This is a genomic window from Actinomadura sp. NPDC000600 (assembly GCF_040492135.1).
Lineage (GTDB): Bacteria > Actinomycetota > Actinomycetes > Streptosporangiales > Streptosporangiaceae > Spirillospora.
In genome coordinates this window covers 283,212-299,198 of record NZ_JBEUPD010000001.1, presented here as the reverse complement: position 1 = coordinate 299,198, position 15,987 = coordinate 283,212, and the positions used below count along the sequence as shown (strand labels likewise).

Below are 15,987 nucleotides of genomic sequence, written 5' to 3'. Positions count from 1 at the left end.
GGTCACACGAACGCTCGCCGTTCCACAAGGCTCCGGAAACCGGGGCTGGGCTCGATCCCCAACTCCTCGACGAGGAGCCCCTGGTAGCGCGTGTAGACCCGCCAGGCGGCCACGTGGTCGCCTCGCATCAGGTGCGCGGCGGCCGTGATCCGGTGCGGGGCCTCGGCCAACCGGTCGACCCGGGCGGCCAGCTCCGCCAGCTCGATCGCCACCGCGACGTCCCCGTGCGCCAGGGCCTGCTCGGCGAGCCGTTCCAGGGCCAGCAGCCGCAGCCGGTCCCAGCGGTCCCGCGCCGAGCGCACGTCCTCGTCCGGCCAGGAGGGGAGGAGTTCGCTGCCCAGCAGCCGCACGTCCGCCGAACCCACGGCCGGCGAGCCTCCCCCCGCGACCTGGCGGGCCAGGCCTTCGGCCCGGTGCAGGTCGACGTCCACGGACGAGACGAGCGCGACATGGGCGGACGTCACGGCCAGGATCCGCGCCCCCGTGTCCCGCCGGACCCGCCACAGCGCCTGCCTCAGCCGCTTGCCCGCCTCGGCCGGCGGCGTATCCGGCCACAGCCTCCCGTGCAGCGACTCCCGGGCGAGACCGCCCGGCTCCAGCGCCACGGTGACGAGCAGGCGGCACAGCGCCTGGGACAGCGAGACCTCCCGTCCGCCCAGCACGCAGCGGAAGGACGGAAGCAGACGGAGCCCGGCGTCGTCATTCTGATCACCATGCATACCCTGTTGATGCGTGACGGGCCTCGTCCGCTGCTCGCGTCCGGCAGCGGATCCCACTCGTTTCTCAGTCGTTCACCGGCCGCCACGAACGCGCGGCCCGGACGGCACCGACGCCGCCGACCACGCCCACCCCCAGGGCCAGCGCCGCGGCGGCCGCCATGGCTCCGCCGAGGGCCGCCCACGAGAACCGGCCCTCCTGCACCTGGGCGATGAAGAACATGCCGTGCCACGCGGTGACCAGGCCGCCGACGAGCGTCGCCAGCCACAGCGGCACGGTGAGGTTCCAGAACGCCACCCGCAGGTAGACCGCTCGCCGGTCCGTCTGCACGGCGAGCGGGCTCAGCGCCGTCCCGAAGCCCAGGAACTCCGCCGCCGCGCTCGTCGCCGCCGCCAGCAGCAGGACGAGGATTCCCGCGCCGCCGAACAGCACCACCCAGTCGCCGAGCCGGCTGAGCGACGCGGCCGCGCCGCCGTACTCGATGCCGAGCCCGTCCGCGGGCACGCCGAGGACGGCGAACGAGAGCTGCTGGACGCGCCATCCCTCGCCCCGCTTGGAGCCGATCAGGACCAGGGAGCCGCCGTGCGTCCTCGCATCGTCGGCATCGGACACGGCCTCGACCGGCAGCCCCCGGTCGTCCTCGGCCCGCCAGCGGACGAGTTCCCGGATCCGGGCGTCACCGTTGGTCAGGGACGCCGGCCGGGCTCCGGCCCCGCAGTCCAGCCGCATGCTCGTCAAGGCCGCGCACGTTCCGGTCAGCGTGAGGGGCCGCCCTTCCCCGCCGGTCAGCCGAAACGTCTGGAAGCCCCGCGGCACGGCCCGCAGGAACCGCTGCTCCTGGGCCCGGCTCGTGCCGTCGAGGTCGACGATGAGGACCTGGTCCCCTACCCGCCGGGAGGTCTCGACGGCGGCACGCGCGGGCTCGTTGAGACGGCTCGTCCACACCTGGACCTGGGTGATCAGCCCCAGCCCGATCACGAGCGCGGTGGCCAGCCGGACGATCACGCCGGGGTGCGCGGCGAGCCACCGCCCGGCGATCAGCCGCTCCACCCGCCCGCGACGCAGGCCGGCCGTGGCGAGCCGGCCGCCGGACCGGCGGCTCAGCGCGGCCGCGACGGACGGCAGCGCGGCCCACATCGCGACCGTGGCGGCGATGTAGAGCATGAGGCCGGTCGTCCCCGGAACGCCGCCGCTCACGACGATGCAGGCCACCGACGCGGCGAAGGCGGCGAGCCGCCACGTCGGCACCCGCGAGGCGAAGCTTCGCGGGCGCGTCGCACGCCCGGTGCGGTCCGCCTTGTGCAGCCCCACGGCCAGCAGCAGGACGGCGAGGAACGCGGTGACGAGCACGAGCGGGACGGCCCACGCCCAGGCCCGGATGTCGGACGCGCCCACGACGTAGCCCGTGACCGGCAGCGCAACGTCCGAGGCCATCATCGGGGCGAGCAGCGCCCCGCCCGCCAGCACCCCGAGCAGCGCCGGAGGCGACGCCTCCCCGATCGTCACCAGCGCCCGATGCCGCCACCCGGCTCCCAGCGTCTCCAGCAGCGCGCCGCGGCGGTCGCGGGCGGCCGAACCGCAGCGTGCCGCGACCACGACCAGCGCCAGGCACGGCAGCCCCGCCAGGCCGCCGACGGTCGCCAGCACCTGCGCCGGCGGCCACGCGTTCAGGCGCTCGCCCAGCGGCGACCAGGTGCGCCCGCCGAACCCGGCGATCCTGAGCCAGCCGTCTCCCTCCGGGTCGGCGTTCGCGGGTCGCACGTAGGCGAACAGTTCGGACGGGGAGCCGAGCCCCGTGGCACCGACCCGGCCGGCGTACCGGCCGTAGCGCGTCCTGATGTGCTCGGCCGCCGGACGGTCGGCCAGGGCGGGCGACAGGAACACCTCCCCCGGAGCGGGCCAGCGGGTCAGGCCGGGCGGCGGCGGCGCGGTCGCGTCCAGCGGAACGACCCGGACGATCGTCACCGGACTGCCGCCGAGCGTGTCGCCCGCCTCCCCCCACAGCGCGGCGGCAGGCGTACCGGATTCGGCCTGGAGCGGGCTGCGCGCGAGGTCCCGTCTTTCGCGCCCGTCGTAGACGGCCGCCGTGCAGGCCAGCGCCAGCAGGCCGACCGTCAGCACCAGCGAGGCGAGGGTCAGCGCGGCGAACCGCACCCGGCCGCCCCGGGCCGCCCGGCCCGCCGCCCAGCCGATCCTCAGCAGCCGCCCCGCCAGCCGGGGCCCGCCCCGCCCGCTCACGGCCGCTCCACCAGACGGCCCGCGTCCAGCGACACCCGCACGTCCGCCCGCCCCGCTATCACCGGGTCGTGCGTCGCGACGACGAGCGCGCACCCGCGCCTGCGGGGCACGTCGAAGAGGATGTCGGCGACGGTGTCGCGCGACCGGTGGTCCAGCGCGCCGGTGGGCTCGTCCGCGAGGACGACGGCCGGCTCGGTGACCAGGGCCCGGGCGACCGCGGTGCGCTGCCGCTCCCCACCCGACAGCAGTCCCGTCGTCCCCTGGAGCGGCACGCCGAGCCACCGCAGCAGCTCCCGCGCCGAACCGTAGGCCTTTCGGCGGTCGACCCCTGCGAGGAGCGCGGCGATCGCGACGTTCTCCAGCGGCGACAACTCGGAGAGCAGCTCACCGAACTGGAAGACGACGCCGATGTGCCGGCGATGGGCGGCCAGGGCCCGGGCCGACATCCGTGTCACGTCGCCGCCTGCGACCGACACCGTCCCGGCGTCCGGCTTGACAAGTCCCAGCGCACACATCAGCAGGGTGGACTTGCCGCTTCCGCTCGGCCCTGTCACCGCGAGCGAGGTTCCGCCCGGAACCTCGACGTCCAGGCCGTCCAGGAGGACCCGGTCCTTGAGCGCATACCGCAGTCCTTCGATGCGCAGCGCCGGAGCGCGACTGGTCACGACTCTTCTCCTCACCAGACGGGAAGCCGGGCCGGCCGGGGCGTCTCCACCTCAGGTCAGACGGGCAGCATGCGCTGGGAGGAATCGGCCGCTTCCATCGGCGAGCGGAGCCGGCGCACGATGACCACGCGGGCCACGCCGACGGTTCCCACCACGATCGCCAGCGGAACCGTCATCTCGGCCACCACGATCGGGCCGTACGGGTAGCCGTCCAGGCGGGCGAGCAGCGCCGTCCCGCCCGCCGCGGCGAGCCCGGCGGCCGGAACCAGCACGGCGAGCACCCGGACGGTCGCCTGCCGCGCCGCGTCGGCATGGAACCTCAGCACCGCCGAGGCCGCCGCGAGGGCGCCGGCCCAGGCGGAGACCGCGGTGACCGCGTAGAGGGCGAGGGCGAGCCACGTCGGCACGTCCACGGTGCTCTCCCTGCCGAGGACGTGTGCCATCTCGTCGCTGGACAGGCCGAACACCATGAACAGCTCGGCGAACGCACCCGGCAGCAGACCGGCCGTGGTCGCGGCCATGAGGCGTCCCGCGCGGTGGCGGAGCGGAACGGCACCGCGTTCGGACGCCCAGGCGCGGGCGAAACCGGCCGGGTCGCCGCCGACATAGGACTGGGGGTCGCGGCCGTCCGCCCGGGCGGCCGACAGGTCCGCTTCGAGTTCGGCCGCCATGTCCGCGCCGTCCTCCCGCGACACGCCGATGCGGCGCCATGTGCGCGTGCACTCCCTGACGACCCTCTCGGTCATCGCACGACCCCCTTCTCCCTGCTCGGCGAACCGGCGAGGACGGCGGAGACGCCCTCGGCGAGCAGTCCCCACTCCCTGGACCAGACGGCCAGCGCGCCGGCTCCGTCCTCCGTCGGCCGGTAGTACTTGCGGGCGGGCCCGCCGGCGCTCTCCACCAGGTACGACTCCACGAGGCCCTCGCGCTGCAGCCGGCCGAGGGCCGGGTAGATCGACCCCTCGGCCACCGCGTCCAGCCCGGCCGCGGCGAGCCGCTGCACCATCTCGTAGCCGTACGCCGGCTCGTCGGCGAGCACGGCGAGCAGGCACAGGTCGAGGACGCCGCGCAGCCACTGGCTCCTGCGCCGGTCGACATCCACTGTCATGCACAGCATGCTAGTAGGCCATACTCTTGCGTTGCAAGATAGTGCCGCGCGATGAGTTCTGGGGCGCCGGGCGGTCCACCTCCCGATCGGCAACGTTCAGGAGGTCTCGATGGGCACCGTGGTCCTGTACAAGAGCATGTCGTTGGACGGCGTCGTCGCCGGCCCGGACGTCAGCGCGGAGCATGCCATGGGCAGGGGCGGCATGCGGCTGCACGAGTGGATGTTCACCGACCGGCCCGACCCGCGCGACAAGGAGGTCGTCGCCGCGATGAACGCCTCGGTGGGCGCGGTCGTCCTCGGCAAGCGCACGTTCGACGTCGGCCTGCCCCACTGGGAGGACACCCCGTACCCGGTGCCGACCTTCGTCCCCACCCGCGAGGCCCGCGACGAGCTCGTCATGAAGAGCGCCTCGTTCACCTTCGTCACCGATGGCATCGACGCCGCGCTCAAGGCCGCCCAAGAGGCGGCCGGCGACAAGGACGTGGTCGTGATGGGAGCCCGGACGGGACGGCGGTTCCTGCGCGACGGGCTGCTGGACGAGTTGCAGATCAACCTGGTGCCGGTCGTGCTGGGCGCGGGAACCCGGCTCTTCGACGACCTGGGGCACATCGAACTGGAGCGCACGGACGTGATCGCCTCCGAGGAGGTCACGCACCTGCGGTTCCGGGTCGTGAAGTAGCGGGCCGCCGCCCCTGCGCTACTCGGTGCCGGAGTCGTCCTTGCGCAGGGACGGCTTGGTCGTAGCCTCAGACGCCTCTTGGGAAGTCTCAGAAGGCTCGTGGGAGGCCTTCGGGGGCTCGTCCTTGGTTAGGGAAGGCTTGGTTTCCTCGGCGGCGGAGGGGACCTCTGCGGGCTCGTCGGGCTCGTCCTCTTCGGTGAGGAGCACGCCCACCACGGCGCGGATCTTGTCCTCCGGGACGGCGCCGGCGCGCAGGAGGCGCGGGACGGGGCCGGTCAGGTCGATGATCGTGGACGGGTCGGCGTGGCCGGACTGGCCTCCGTCCAGGTACACCGCGACCGAGTCGCCGAGCATCTTCTCGGCCTCGTCGACCGTGCGGGCGGCGGGGCGGCCCGACAGGTTCGCGCTGCTCACCGCGAGAGGGCCCGTCTCCTTGAGCAGCTCGACGGCCAGCTCGTGCATCGGCATCCGGATGGCGACGGTGCCCTTGGTCTCGCCGAGGTCCCACATGAGGCTGGGGTTGGCGCGGCACACCAGGGTCAGCGCGCCAGGCCAGAACTCGTCGATGAGGTCCTGCCCGTAGGTGCCGAGGTCCTCCACCAGGGCCGTCGCGGCGCGGACGGAGCCGACCAGCACCGGCGGCGGCATCTCGCGGCCCCGGCCCTTGGCGTCCAGGAGGGCGGTCACGGCGGGCGGCATGAACGCGTCCACGCCGACGCCGTACACGGTGTCGGTCGGCATGACGATCAGCTCGCCGCGCCGGACGGCCGAGAAGGCCTCGGCGATCCCCCGGGTGCGCTCCATCGGCTGAGAGCAGTCGTAACGTCGGCTCACGGTCGCCCGTCTTCCCATCTGCACGCGCTCGTCCGGTCCCGCGCAGCGCTCTTCCGGCACTTCACAGCCGGTACGCCACAGCGTTCGCCGGTATGGCACCGCCCAGGATAGCGGTGCTAGTCGGCGGCCAGGCGGGCGGTGACGAAGCGGTCCCGGTTGGCCAGGTCGCGGCGGTTGCGCACGTCCCGCCAGCCGTTCTCCTCCGCGAAGATCCAGTAGACGCCGTTGCCCTGCAGGTCGCTGTGCTCGACGGCCACGTAGCCGCCGGGGCGCAGGAGGCGGCGGGCGGTGCGCTCCACGATGCGGATCGCGTCCAGGCCGTCGTCGCCGCCGCCCCACAGGGCGTCGGCGGGGTCGTGGTCGCGGACGTCGCGGGGGACGTACTCCCACTCGCTCATCGGGATGTACGGCGGGTTGCTGACGACGAGGTCGACGGTGCCGTCCAGCTCGGTGAGGGCGGTGGCGAAGTCGTCCAGATGCAGCCGGACGCGGCCGCGCTCGTCCAGCTCCTCCACGTTGCGGGTGGCGTGGACGAAGGCCGTCGGGTCCTTCTCCACGGCGTGGACGCGGGCGCGCGGGGCCTCCAGCGCGATGGACAGCGCGATCGCGGCGGACCCGGTGCCGAGGTCGACCACGAGAGGGTCGCGGACGTCCATGTCGCGCAGCGTCTCCAGCGCCCAGCCGACCATCACCTCGGTCTCCGGGCGCGGCACGAACACACCGGGCCCGACCTTCAGCTCCAGGTAGCGGAAGAACGCGCGGCCGGTGATGTGCTGCAGCGGCTCCCCCGCCTCGCGCCGCGCGACGAACTCCCAGAACCGGGCGTCGAAGGCGCTGTCGGGGACGCCGTGCAGCTCCGAGCGCCGCACCCGGTGCACGGCCGCGGCGAGCTCCTCGGCGTCGGCGCGGGGCGAGGCGGCGCCCGCGTCGGCGAGCCGGGCGGTGGCCCTGGCGATCTCGTCGAGCAGCAGGTTCATGATCCTGTCTTTCGAAGGGGGACGACCCCCCACGCCCCCCGATTCGCTGCGCTCATGACTCTTGCCCCCCGAGGGGGGACGACCCCCCACGCCCCCCGATTCGCTGCGCTCATGACTTCTGGGCTTCGGCCAGTCGACGTTCCATCTCGGCGTCGACAAGCGCCTGGGTGACGTTGTGGAGGTCGCCGTCCAGCACCTGGTCGAGGTTGTAGGCCTTGTAGCCGACCCGGTGGTCGGAGATCCGGTTCTCCGGGTAGTTGTAGGTGCGCACCCGCTCGGAGCGGTCCACGGTGCGGACCTGGCTCTTGCGCTCGGCCGCGGCGGCGGCGTCGGCCTCCTCCTGCGCCATCGCCAGCAGCCGGGACCGCAGGATGCGCAGCGCCTGCTCCTTGTTCTGGAGCTGGCTCTTCTCGTTCTGGCAGGAGACGACGACGCCGGTCGGCAGGTGCGTGATGCGCACGGCGGAGTCCGTCGTGTTGACGCTCTGCCCGCCGGGCCCGGACGAGCGGTAGACGTCGATGCGCAGGTCGTTGGGGTCGACCTGGACGTCGACGTCCTCGGCCTCGGGCGTCACCAGGACGCCGACGGCGCTGGTGTGGATGCGGCCCTGCGACTCGGTCGCGGGCACCCGCTGCACCCGGTGGACGCCGCCCTCGAACTTGAGCCGCGTCCAGACGCCCTCCTCCTGGGCCCCCTTGGCCTTCACCGCGACCGTGACGTCCTTGTAGCCGCCGAGGTCGGAGGGGTGGGAGTCGAGGATCTCGGTCTTCCAGCCGACGCGCTCGGCGTAGCGGAGGTACATCCGCAGCAGGTCGCCGGCGAACAGCGCCGACTCCTCGCCGCCCTCACCGGCCTTGACCTCCAGGATGACGTCCTTGGCGTCGTTCGGGTCGCGCGGGACGAGCAGCCGCCGCAGCCGCTCCTCCAGCTCCTCGCGGCGCTTGCCGAGCTCCTCGGCCTCGGCCGCGAACGCGGCGTCCTCGCCGCCCAGCTCGCGGGCGGCGGCGAGGTCGTCCTCGGTCGCGGCCAGCTCGCGGTGCGTCTCGACGATCGGCCGCAGCTCCGCGTAGCGCTTGCCGAGCTTGCGCGCCAGGGCCTGGTCGGCATGGACGGACGGGTCGGCGAGGCGTTCCTCGATGCCCGCGTATTCGCTGATCAGATCGTCGAGATTCACGCTCAGTCCTGGCCCGTCGCGGCACGGGGGCGGCCGCCCCCGATCGCCGATTTCGGACGGCCCGGGGACCTGGAGAGTCCCCGGGCCGTCCCTGATGTCCGCGGTGCGGATCGTCCTACTTGCCGGCCTTCTTCTTGCCGAAGCGCTGCTCGAAGCGCGCGACCCGGCCGCCGGTGTCGAGGATCTTCTGCTTGCCCGTGTAGAACGGGTGGCAGTTCGAGCACACGTCCGCGTGGATCACGCCGTTCGCGGCGGTGCTGCGGGTCTCGAAGGTGTTGCCGCACGTACACGTCACGGTGGTGACGACGTAGTCCGGGTGGATGTCGGGCTTCATGGGTTCTCCTCGCTTCGGGCGGTCGCCGGGCGCCCCCGGCCCGCATGGCGATGCCAAGGGGCAGATGTGGGAGGCGTGAACCGGTACCGCAGCGGTTGCACACCAAGTGTGCCAGATACCCGAACGTGGCGAGGTCACCGGTCATTCCCGATCAGTGCTTGCCCAGGGGGAGCGACCCCCCTGGAACCCCCCGTTGCGAGCCGGGCGATCCTCACGCCACGGTGCGGATTTCTGTGCCCGTGCGGGTTTCGTCGTGGCGCTGCGGTCGCCCGGCTCGGCGGGTCGGGCGACCTCCAGGCGCCTAGAGCGCCTTCCGGCCGCCCGACCCGCGCCGTCGCTCAGGTCCACTCCAAGAGCGTCCTGGTGTGGCACGTCCAAGAGCATCACGTGGCACATCAGATAGAGCGCCTTCCGGCCGCCCGACCCGCGTGTCCTGGGCTGGGCTAGCCCCGCCCGAGGTAGGCGAGTACGGCCATTACTCGGCGGTGGCCGCCTTGGGCGGGTTGCAGGTTCAGTTTCATGAAGATGTTGGAGATGTGCTTCTCCACGGCGCCCTCGGTGACGACGAGGTCCGCGGCGATGGCGCCGTTCGAGCGGCCCTGCGCCATCAGGCCGAGCACCTCGCGCTCGCGCGGGGTCAGCGCCTCCAGCGGGTCGCCGGTGCGGCGGCGGCCGAGCAGCTGGCCGATCACCTCCGGGTCGATGACCGTGCCGCCGGCGGCGATGCGGCGGACCGCGTCGATGAACTCCTCGACGTCCGACACCCGCTCCTTCAGCAGGTAGCCGACGCCCTGCGCGCCGCCGCCGATGAGGTCCGTGGCATAGCGCTCCTCCACGTACTGGGACAGGACGAGGATCGGCGTGCCCGGACGGCGCTCCCGGACGGCGAGGGCCGCGCGCAGCCCCTCGTCGGTGAACGAGGGCGGCATCCGGACGTCCACGATGGCGAGGTCCGGAGAGTGCTCCTCGACGATGCCGAGCAGCCCCGGCCCGTCCCCCACGGTCGCCACCGTCTCGATCCCGGCGTCGCCGAGCAGCCGGACGAGCCCTTCCCGCAGCAGCACCGAGTCCTCGGCGATCACTACCCGCATCCGGCCATTATCGGGCCCGCGGCGCCGCCGCGCGCCGGGATCACCACGTGCAGGGCAGTTCGGCGCGCACGGTCGTGGGGCCGCCGGGCGGGCTGTCCACGGTCAGCGTGCCGTCGATCGTCGCCGCCCGGTCGGCCAGCCCGGCGAGGCCGCCGTCCGGCCGCGCGACCGCGCCGCCCACCCCGTCGTCGGCCACCTCGACGACCACCAGGCGGTCCTCGCGGGTCACGCGGACGGTCGCGCGGGTCGCGCGGGCGTACTTGGCGATGTTGGCCAGCGACTCGGCGACGATGAAGTAGGCGATGCTCTCGACCGCCGCGGGCGGGCGCTCGGGCAGGTCGACCTCCACCTCGACGGGCACGGGGGCGCGCCCGGCGAGCCCGGACAGCGCCGGGTCCAGGCCGCGGTCGGTGAGGATCGCCGGGTAGATCCCGCGGGCGAGGTCGCGCAGCTCGGAGATCGCCTCCCTGGTGCCCGCGTGGGCCTGCTCGATCAGCGCCCGCGCGCCCTCGGGGTCCTCGTCGAGCTTGGCGCGGGCACGGCCGATGTCCATCGCCACCGCCAGCAGCCGCTGCTGCGCCCCGTCGTGCAGGTCCCGCTCGATGCGGCGCCGCTCGAACTCGGCCGCGTCCACGCCGCGGGCGCGGCTGGCCCGCAGGTGCTCGGTCCGCTCGCGCAGCGCGGCGTTCTCGGTCTGGGACGGGCTCGGGCCGAGCATCAGCGCGGCGAACGCGGCGTGCCCCATCGCCATCGCCCGCGTCACGTACATCGCGAGGACGAGGAACCCCAGGCCGACGACCGACACCGGCAGCGCCTCGACCGGGTTGCCCGCCCAGTACGAGACCCCGAAGTTGACCTCGGCGCCGCCGCTCACTGCCACGACCACCGGGAGGAACAGCAGCGTGCCCGCCCCGGCCCACACCGCCGCCGACACGACGAACTCGAACATCGTGATCGGGAGCAGCACCGCGAGGTAGAGGAGGTCCTTCCAGGTCGCCGGGTCCGCCGCCATCCTCCTGAGCTTGGCCAGCGGGTTGCGCCCGGCGGGCAGGGGCCGGTACGGGCTCGGTATCCGGACGCCGAACGCCGCCCGGACGAGCCGCCGCTCCAGCATCGCGCCGAACCGCCACGCGACCATCAGCAGCGCCAGCAGCGGGACGCCCACCCATATGATCAACAGCCCGACCGACAGGGCCAGCCCGACGGCCAGGACGACGAACCAGCCCAGCCCGAAGGCCAGGCTGACGGCCAGGTACAGCGCCGAGCGCCAGGTCAGCGACGACGTGACCATCGCGAGCGGATGCCAGGGGCGGTTCATGACGGACGCCGGCTCCCCGCCGGCGCGCGTCGCCGTCGCCCATCGCGCCGCGACCCACCGGACGGCGCCGCCCGCCCCGTCCGGGTCCTTGCTCGACTCGCCCACGTCGTCCCTCCGTGCTCGCTCCGACCTACGTGGGCCCGTGCTCGCCTGCGTGTGCCCGTTTCCGACTGACAAGACAAGCGTGCCTGGCCGAGGACGGGGCGACCATGACGCGCTCCGCCGGATCAGAGGTGGGGCTAACCCCACCATGCCGGAGGCACCGACGGCGACGCCCCCGCCGGAACGGTCCGGACGGGGGCGTGCGCGGCGCGTGTCAGCGGTCGTCGGAGACGGTCGTCTTCTGCACCTGGAGCAGGAACTCGGCGTTGGACTTGGTCTCCTTCATCTTCTCGATGAGGAGCTCCAGCGCCTGCTGCGTGTCGAGCGCGTGCAGCACCCGGCGCAGCTGCCAGACGACCCGCAGCTCCTCCGGAGCCATGAGGATCTCCTCCTTGCGGGTGGAGGACTGGTCGACGTCCACCGCCGGGAAGATCCGCTTGTCCGCGAGCGACCGGTTGAGCTTCAGCTCCATGTTGCCGGTGCCCTTGAACTCCTCGAAGATGACCTCGTCCATGCGGGACCCGGTCTCCACCAGCGCGGTGGCGAGGATCGTCAGCGAGCCGCCGTTCTCGATGTTGCGGGCCGCGCCGAAGAACCGCTTCGGCGGGTACAGCGCGGTCGAGTCGACACCACCGGACAGGATGCGGCCGGACGCGGGCGCCGCCAGGTTGTAGGCCCGGCCCAGGCGGGTGATCGAGTCGAGCAGCACGACGACGTCGTGGCCGAGCTCGACGAGCCGCTTGGCGCGCTCGATGGCCAGCTCCGCGACCGTGGTGTGGTCCTCGGCGGGACGGTCGAAGGTCGAGTGGATGACCTCGCCCTTCACCGTCCGCTGCATGTCGGTGACCTCTTCCGGACGCTCGTCCACGAGGACGACCATCAGGTGGCACTCCGGGTTGTTCTTGGTGATCGCGTTGGCGATCGCCTGGAGCACCATCGTCTTGCCGGCCTTCGGCGGCGACACGATCAGGCCGCGCTGCCCCTTGCCGATCGGCGACACCAGGTCGATGATCCGGGTCGTCAGGATGCCCGGGTCGGACTCCAGGCGCAGCCGCTCCTGCGGGTACAGCGGGGTCAGCTTGGAGAAGTCGACGCGGCCCTTGGCCTGGTCGGGCTCCATCCCGTTGACGGTGTCGAGGCGGACCAGCGCGTTGAACTTCTCGCGCCGCTCGCCCTCGCGCGCCTGCCGGACCGCGCCGGTGATGACGTCGCCCTTGCGCAGCCCGTTCTTGCGGACCTGCGCCAGCGACACGTACACGTCGTTCGGGCCGGGCAGGTAGCCGGTCGTCCGGACGAAGGCGTAGTTGTCGAGGATGTCGAGGATGCCCGCGACGGGGATGAGGACGTCGTCCTCGGTGATCACCGGCTCCTCGTAGCGCTCGCGGCCGCGGCCGCGGTTGCGCTCCCGGAACCGGCGCCCGCGCCGTCCCCGGCCGCTGCCGTCGTCGTCGTCGTGCTGGCCGCCGCCGCCCTGACCGCCGCCGCCCTGGCCGCGCTGGCGTCCGCCGCCCTGCTCACCGCGCTCGCCGCGCTCACCACGCTCGCCCCGGTCACCACGCTCGCCGCGCTCGCCCCGGTCGCGGCCCTCGCCGCGCTCCCGGCCGCCGCGCTGCCGCTGGCGCCCGCCGCCGTCGCGGCCCTCGCGGCCCTCGCGGCCCTCGCGGCCGTCGCGGTTGCCGTCACGGCCGCCCTGGGACTCGCCGTCCTCGGCGTTCTGCTCGCGGCCCTGGTCACGCCCCTGGTCGCGGCCCTGCCGGTCGCCGCGTCCCTCGGAAGCTCCCCGGTCCTGCTTGTCGCCCCGCTGCCGGCCGCCCTGCCGCTCGGCCTTCTCCTGCTTGTCGCCCTGGCCGGCCTTCTCCGCCGTGCCCGGCTGGGCCGCGGCTTCGGACGCGGTCGCGCTCTCGGGCGCGGCCACGGGCGCGGCATCGGCGATGGCGACCTGCTCCTCGGACACCGCGCGCTTGGCCGCGGTGCGGGTGCGGCGCGGGCGCTCGGTCGCCACCGGCGCAGCGGCTCCCTGCTCGCCCCCCGCCGAGCCCTGCCCCTGGCCGCCCTGCTTCTCCTGGATGGCGGCGATGAGCTGGCTCTTGCGCATCCCGGTCGTGCCGGTGATGCCGAGGCTGGACGCGAGCGCCTTGAGCTCGGGGAGCACCATGGCCGACAGGCCGGTGCCGCGGCGGCGCCGGGGGGTGGCGGGCTCCGCGCCGGCCGGAGCGGCGGCGGTTTCCGTGCTGGTTGCGTCCGTAAGGAGTTCGCTGGATTCGCTCACTAAGGGTCCTTCCCAGGGCGCGGGCGTTGGCCGGCGTTCGGCCAGTCGACCCGGTGGTGCGGCCCGGCGGGGGCGCCGGATCGGGCTCCGCTGATCACGATGGAACCGGGATCTGCGTGTTCTGGGCACAGCCAGATGGTGGACGGGACGTTCCGCTCGTGCGTGTCCCCGGTACCGCCACGTCCGAAGTTTCGCTGGAATGCCTGACAACGGGAAGTCACGGTGTCGGGGAGCCTGGTACGCGGGACCGACACGACCGGAGGGCCGAAAAGGTGACGCGCGGCTGACGAGCACGCTGCCCCGAACGGGGCATCTGGTGCGGCAATAAGCCTAACATCACCAGGGCACACTGCTATTCCCCAGAGGTCGATGTCTTCGCATTTTACCTAGCGGGATCGAGCCGGAACGGGCACCGGCCGGAGCGACGCGTGGCCCCCGCCACCGGCGACGCCGTCAGGCCCGGGTCTCGGATTCGCCGGACACGACGTGTGCGCCGCGGGTCGCGACGTCCAACGGGTGTTCGTGCCAGCCTTTACCCACTTCGCCGCCCATCGAATCAACTTGCGCCGCGGTTGTGAAGGCCAGGACGGTCGGTCCCGCGCCGGAGATCACCGCCGGCACGCCCGCGTCCCGCAGCCGCGCGACGAGCGCCGCGGACTCGGGCATGGCGGGCGCGCGGTAATCCTGGTGGAGCCGGTCCTCGGTCGCGTCGAGCAGGATCCCCGCGTCCAGGCCGCCGGTGAGGGCGGCGACGAGCAGCGCGGCGCGCCCGGCATTGGCGGCGGCGTCCCCGTGCGGGACGGTCTCGGGCAGCAGCCCGCGGGCCCGCTCGGTCGCGAGCCGCTGCTCGGGCACGAAGGCCACGACCCGCCTGACCTGCGGTTCCAGCCGGACCGAACGGGCGCCGCCGGGCGTCGTCCAGGCGACGGTCAGGCCGCCGGCGAGGCACGGCGCGACGTTGTCGGGGTGGCCCTCGATCTCCGTCGCGAGGCGCAGCGCCCCGGCGTCGTCGAGGAGCTTCCCGGCGGGGTGCAGCGCGCGGGCCGCGACGATCCCGGCGACGATCGCGGCGGACGACGAGCCGAGGCCGCGGCTGTGCGGGATCCGGTTCCGGCACCGCAGCCGGAGCCCGTCCGGGCGGGCGGGACCGGTTCCGGCCAGCTCGTCGAGGACGTCGAAGGTCCGGCGCAGCACCCGCACGATCAGGTGCCGCTCGCCGCGGTCGGCGACCTCGGCGCCCTCGCCGTCCACCTCGATGGACAGCCCCCCGCCGGTCGCCTCCACCTCGACGTCGTCGTACAGCGCGAGCGCGAGGCCGAGCGAGTCGAATCCGGGGCCCAGGTTGGCGCTGGTCGCGGGGGTCCGCACCAGCACCGGGCCGTCAGCCCAGCCCACCTCAGGTGAGGCCGAGCTCGGACGCGGCGGAGTGCGCGTCGACCTTGATGGTCGTCGGCGCGGGCGCCCCGGAGATGGCCCAGTCGGGGTCCTTGAGGCCGTTGCCCGTCACGGTGCAGACGACCCGGGACCCGGCCGCGACCGCGCCCTGCTCGCCCGCCTGGAGCAGGCCCGCGACGCTCGCCGCCGAGGCGGGCTCCACGAAGACGCCCTCCTCCCGGGCGAGGAGCCGGTAGGCGGCGAGGATCTGCCGGTCGGTGACCGAGTCGATCGCGCCGCCGGACTCGTCCCGCGCGGCCACGGCGAGGTCCCACGAGGCGGGGTTGCCGATCCGGATCGCGGTGGCGATGGTCTGCGGCTTCAGGACGGGCTCGCCCTTCACGAACGGCGCCGCGCCGCTGGCCTGGAAGCCCAGCATGCGCGGGGTGCGCGAGGAGACGCCGTCCTTGGCGTACTCCTTGTAGCCCATCCAGTAGGCGGAGATGTTTCCGGCGTTGCCGACGGGCAGGCAGTGGACGTCGGGCGCGTCGCCCAGCGCGTCCACGATCTCGAACGCGGCCGTCTTCTGGCCCTGCAGCCGGTACTTGTTGACCGAGTTGACCAGCGCCACCGGGTAGTCGACGGACAGCTTGCGCGCCAGTTCGAGGCAGTCGTCGAAGTTGCCGTCGACCTGCAGGAGCCGGGCGCCGTGCACCAGCGCCTGGGCCAGCTTGCCCATCGCGATCTTGCCGTTGGGGACGAGGACCGCGCAGGTCATCCCGGCCCGCACCGCGTACGCGGCGGCGGACGCCGAGGTGTTGCCGGTCGAGGCGCAGATGACGGCCTTCGCGCCGTCCTCGGCTGCCTTGCTGATCGCCATCGTCATGCCGCGGTCCTTGAACGAACCGGTCGGGTTGGCGCCCTCGACCTTGAGGAACACCTCGCAACCGGTCAGCTGGGACAGCCGGTGGGCGGGCACCAGAGGGGTGCCGCCCTCCAGCAGGGTGACGACGGGCGTCGCGTCCGTCACCGGAAGCCGGTCGCGGTACTCCTCGATAATGCCGCGCCACGCGCGGGCGTTCGCGTTCACGTCGGTCTCCTCGGCTG

15 protein-coding genes are annotated in these 15,987 nt (G+C 73.6%); 1 reads left to right on the top strand and 14 read right to left on the bottom strand.

Going from position 1 to position 15,987, the window contains the following annotated elements; translation table 11 throughout:
- Positions 1-2: 2 nt before the first annotated feature.
- The 5 genes from ABWI07_RS01315 to ABWI07_RS01295 form a co-directional block, all read right to left on the bottom strand.
- Positions 3-719: an AfsR/SARP family transcriptional regulator gene (locus ABWI07_RS01315; protein WP_353817330.1), complete on the bottom strand. Its 717-nt coding sequence runs from the start codon at positions 717-719 to the stop codon at positions 3-5.
- A 64-nt stretch (positions 720-783) separates the two neighbouring features.
- Positions 784-2,955, bottom strand: coding sequence for a hypothetical protein (locus ABWI07_RS01310; RefSeq protein ID WP_353817329.1), 2,172 nt, complete (start codon positions 2,953-2,955; stop codon positions 784-786).
- Positions 2,952-3,620 (bottom strand): ABC transporter ATP-binding protein, encoded by a 669-nt coding sequence (locus ABWI07_RS01305; RefSeq protein WP_353817328.1) that lies wholly within the window; start codon positions 3,618-3,620, stop codon positions 2,952-2,954. Before ABWI07_RS01305 ends, ABWI07_RS01310 begins: the two co-directional genes overlap by 4 nt.
- 56 nt (positions 3,621-3,676) lie before the next feature.
- Entirely contained in the window at positions 3,677-4,366 is a 690-nt protein-coding gene (locus ABWI07_RS01300) for a hypothetical protein (protein ID WP_353817327.1), read from the bottom strand.
- Positions 4,363-4,728, bottom strand: a complete 366-nt coding sequence (locus ABWI07_RS01295) for a PadR family transcriptional regulator (protein ID WP_353817326.1) — start codon at positions 4,726-4,728, stop codon at positions 4,363-4,365. Before ABWI07_RS01295 ends, ABWI07_RS01300 begins: the two co-directional genes overlap by 4 nt.
- A 109-nt stretch (positions 4,729-4,837) precedes the next feature.
- Between ABWI07_RS01295 and ABWI07_RS01290 the strand changes: the two genes are divergently transcribed.
- Positions 4,838-5,407 (top strand): dihydrofolate reductase family protein, encoded by a 570-nt coding sequence (locus ABWI07_RS01290; RefSeq protein WP_353817325.1) that lies wholly within the window; start codon positions 4,838-4,840, stop codon positions 5,405-5,407.
- An 18-nt stretch (positions 5,408-5,425) separates the two neighbouring features.
- Here the strand turns inward: ABWI07_RS01290 and ABWI07_RS01285 are convergent, their stop codons facing one another.
- The 9 genes from ABWI07_RS01285 to thrC form a co-directional block, all read right to left on the bottom strand.
- The gene (locus tag ABWI07_RS01285; RefSeq protein ID WP_353817324.1) at positions 5,426-6,241 is read right to left on the bottom strand and encodes an L-threonylcarbamoyladenylate synthase; all 816 of its coding nucleotides are present in this window, start codon (positions 6,239-6,241) and stop codon (positions 5,426-5,428) included.
- A 116-nt stretch (positions 6,242-6,357) separates the two neighbouring features.
- A complete protein-coding gene (gene prmC, locus ABWI07_RS01280; RefSeq protein ID WP_149259384.1) occupies positions 6,358-7,218 on the bottom strand; it encodes a peptide chain release factor N(5)-glutamine methyltransferase in 861 nt (286 codons plus the stop codon).
- Between the two features lie 109 nt (positions 7,219-7,327).
- Positions 7,328-8,392 carry a peptide chain release factor 1 gene (prfA, locus tag ABWI07_RS01275; RefSeq protein WP_235036787.1) on the bottom strand — a complete coding sequence of 355 codons (1,065 nt, stop codon included), beginning with the start codon at positions 8,390-8,392 and terminating at the stop codon, positions 7,328-7,330.
- 115 nt (positions 8,393-8,507) lie between these two features.
- Positions 8,508-8,726: a 50S ribosomal protein L31 gene (gene rpmE, locus ABWI07_RS01270; protein ID WP_149259382.1), complete on the bottom strand. Its 219-nt coding sequence runs from the start codon at positions 8,724-8,726 to the stop codon at positions 8,508-8,510.
- Positions 8,727-9,169: 443 nt separating this feature from the next.
- The gene (locus ABWI07_RS01265) at positions 9,170-9,817 is read right to left on the bottom strand and encodes a response regulator transcription factor (protein ID WP_353817323.1); all 648 of its coding nucleotides are present in this window, start codon (positions 9,815-9,817) and stop codon (positions 9,170-9,172) included.
- Positions 9,818-9,857: 40 nt separating this feature from the next.
- Entirely contained in the window at positions 9,858-11,240 is a 1,383-nt protein-coding gene (locus tag ABWI07_RS01260) for a sensor histidine kinase (protein WP_353817322.1), read from the bottom strand.
- A 211-nt stretch (positions 11,241-11,451) separates the two neighbouring features.
- Complete coding sequence (gene rho / locus ABWI07_RS01255) at positions 11,452-13,506, bottom strand: transcription termination factor Rho (RefSeq protein ID WP_353817321.1); 2,055 nt, start codon at positions 13,504-13,506, stop codon at positions 11,452-11,454.
- 453 nt (positions 13,507-13,959) lie between these two features.
- Positions 13,960-14,901 (bottom strand): homoserine kinase, encoded by a 942-nt coding sequence (gene thrB / locus ABWI07_RS01250; protein ID WP_353817320.1) that lies wholly within the window; start codon positions 14,899-14,901, stop codon positions 13,960-13,962.
- Between the two features lies 1 nt (position 14,902).
- The gene (gene thrC / locus ABWI07_RS01245) at positions 14,903-15,970 is read right to left on the bottom strand and encodes a threonine synthase (RefSeq protein WP_353817319.1); all 1,068 of its coding nucleotides are present in this window, start codon (positions 15,968-15,970) and stop codon (positions 14,903-14,905) included.
- Between the last annotated feature and the right edge of the window lie 17 nt (positions 15,971-15,987).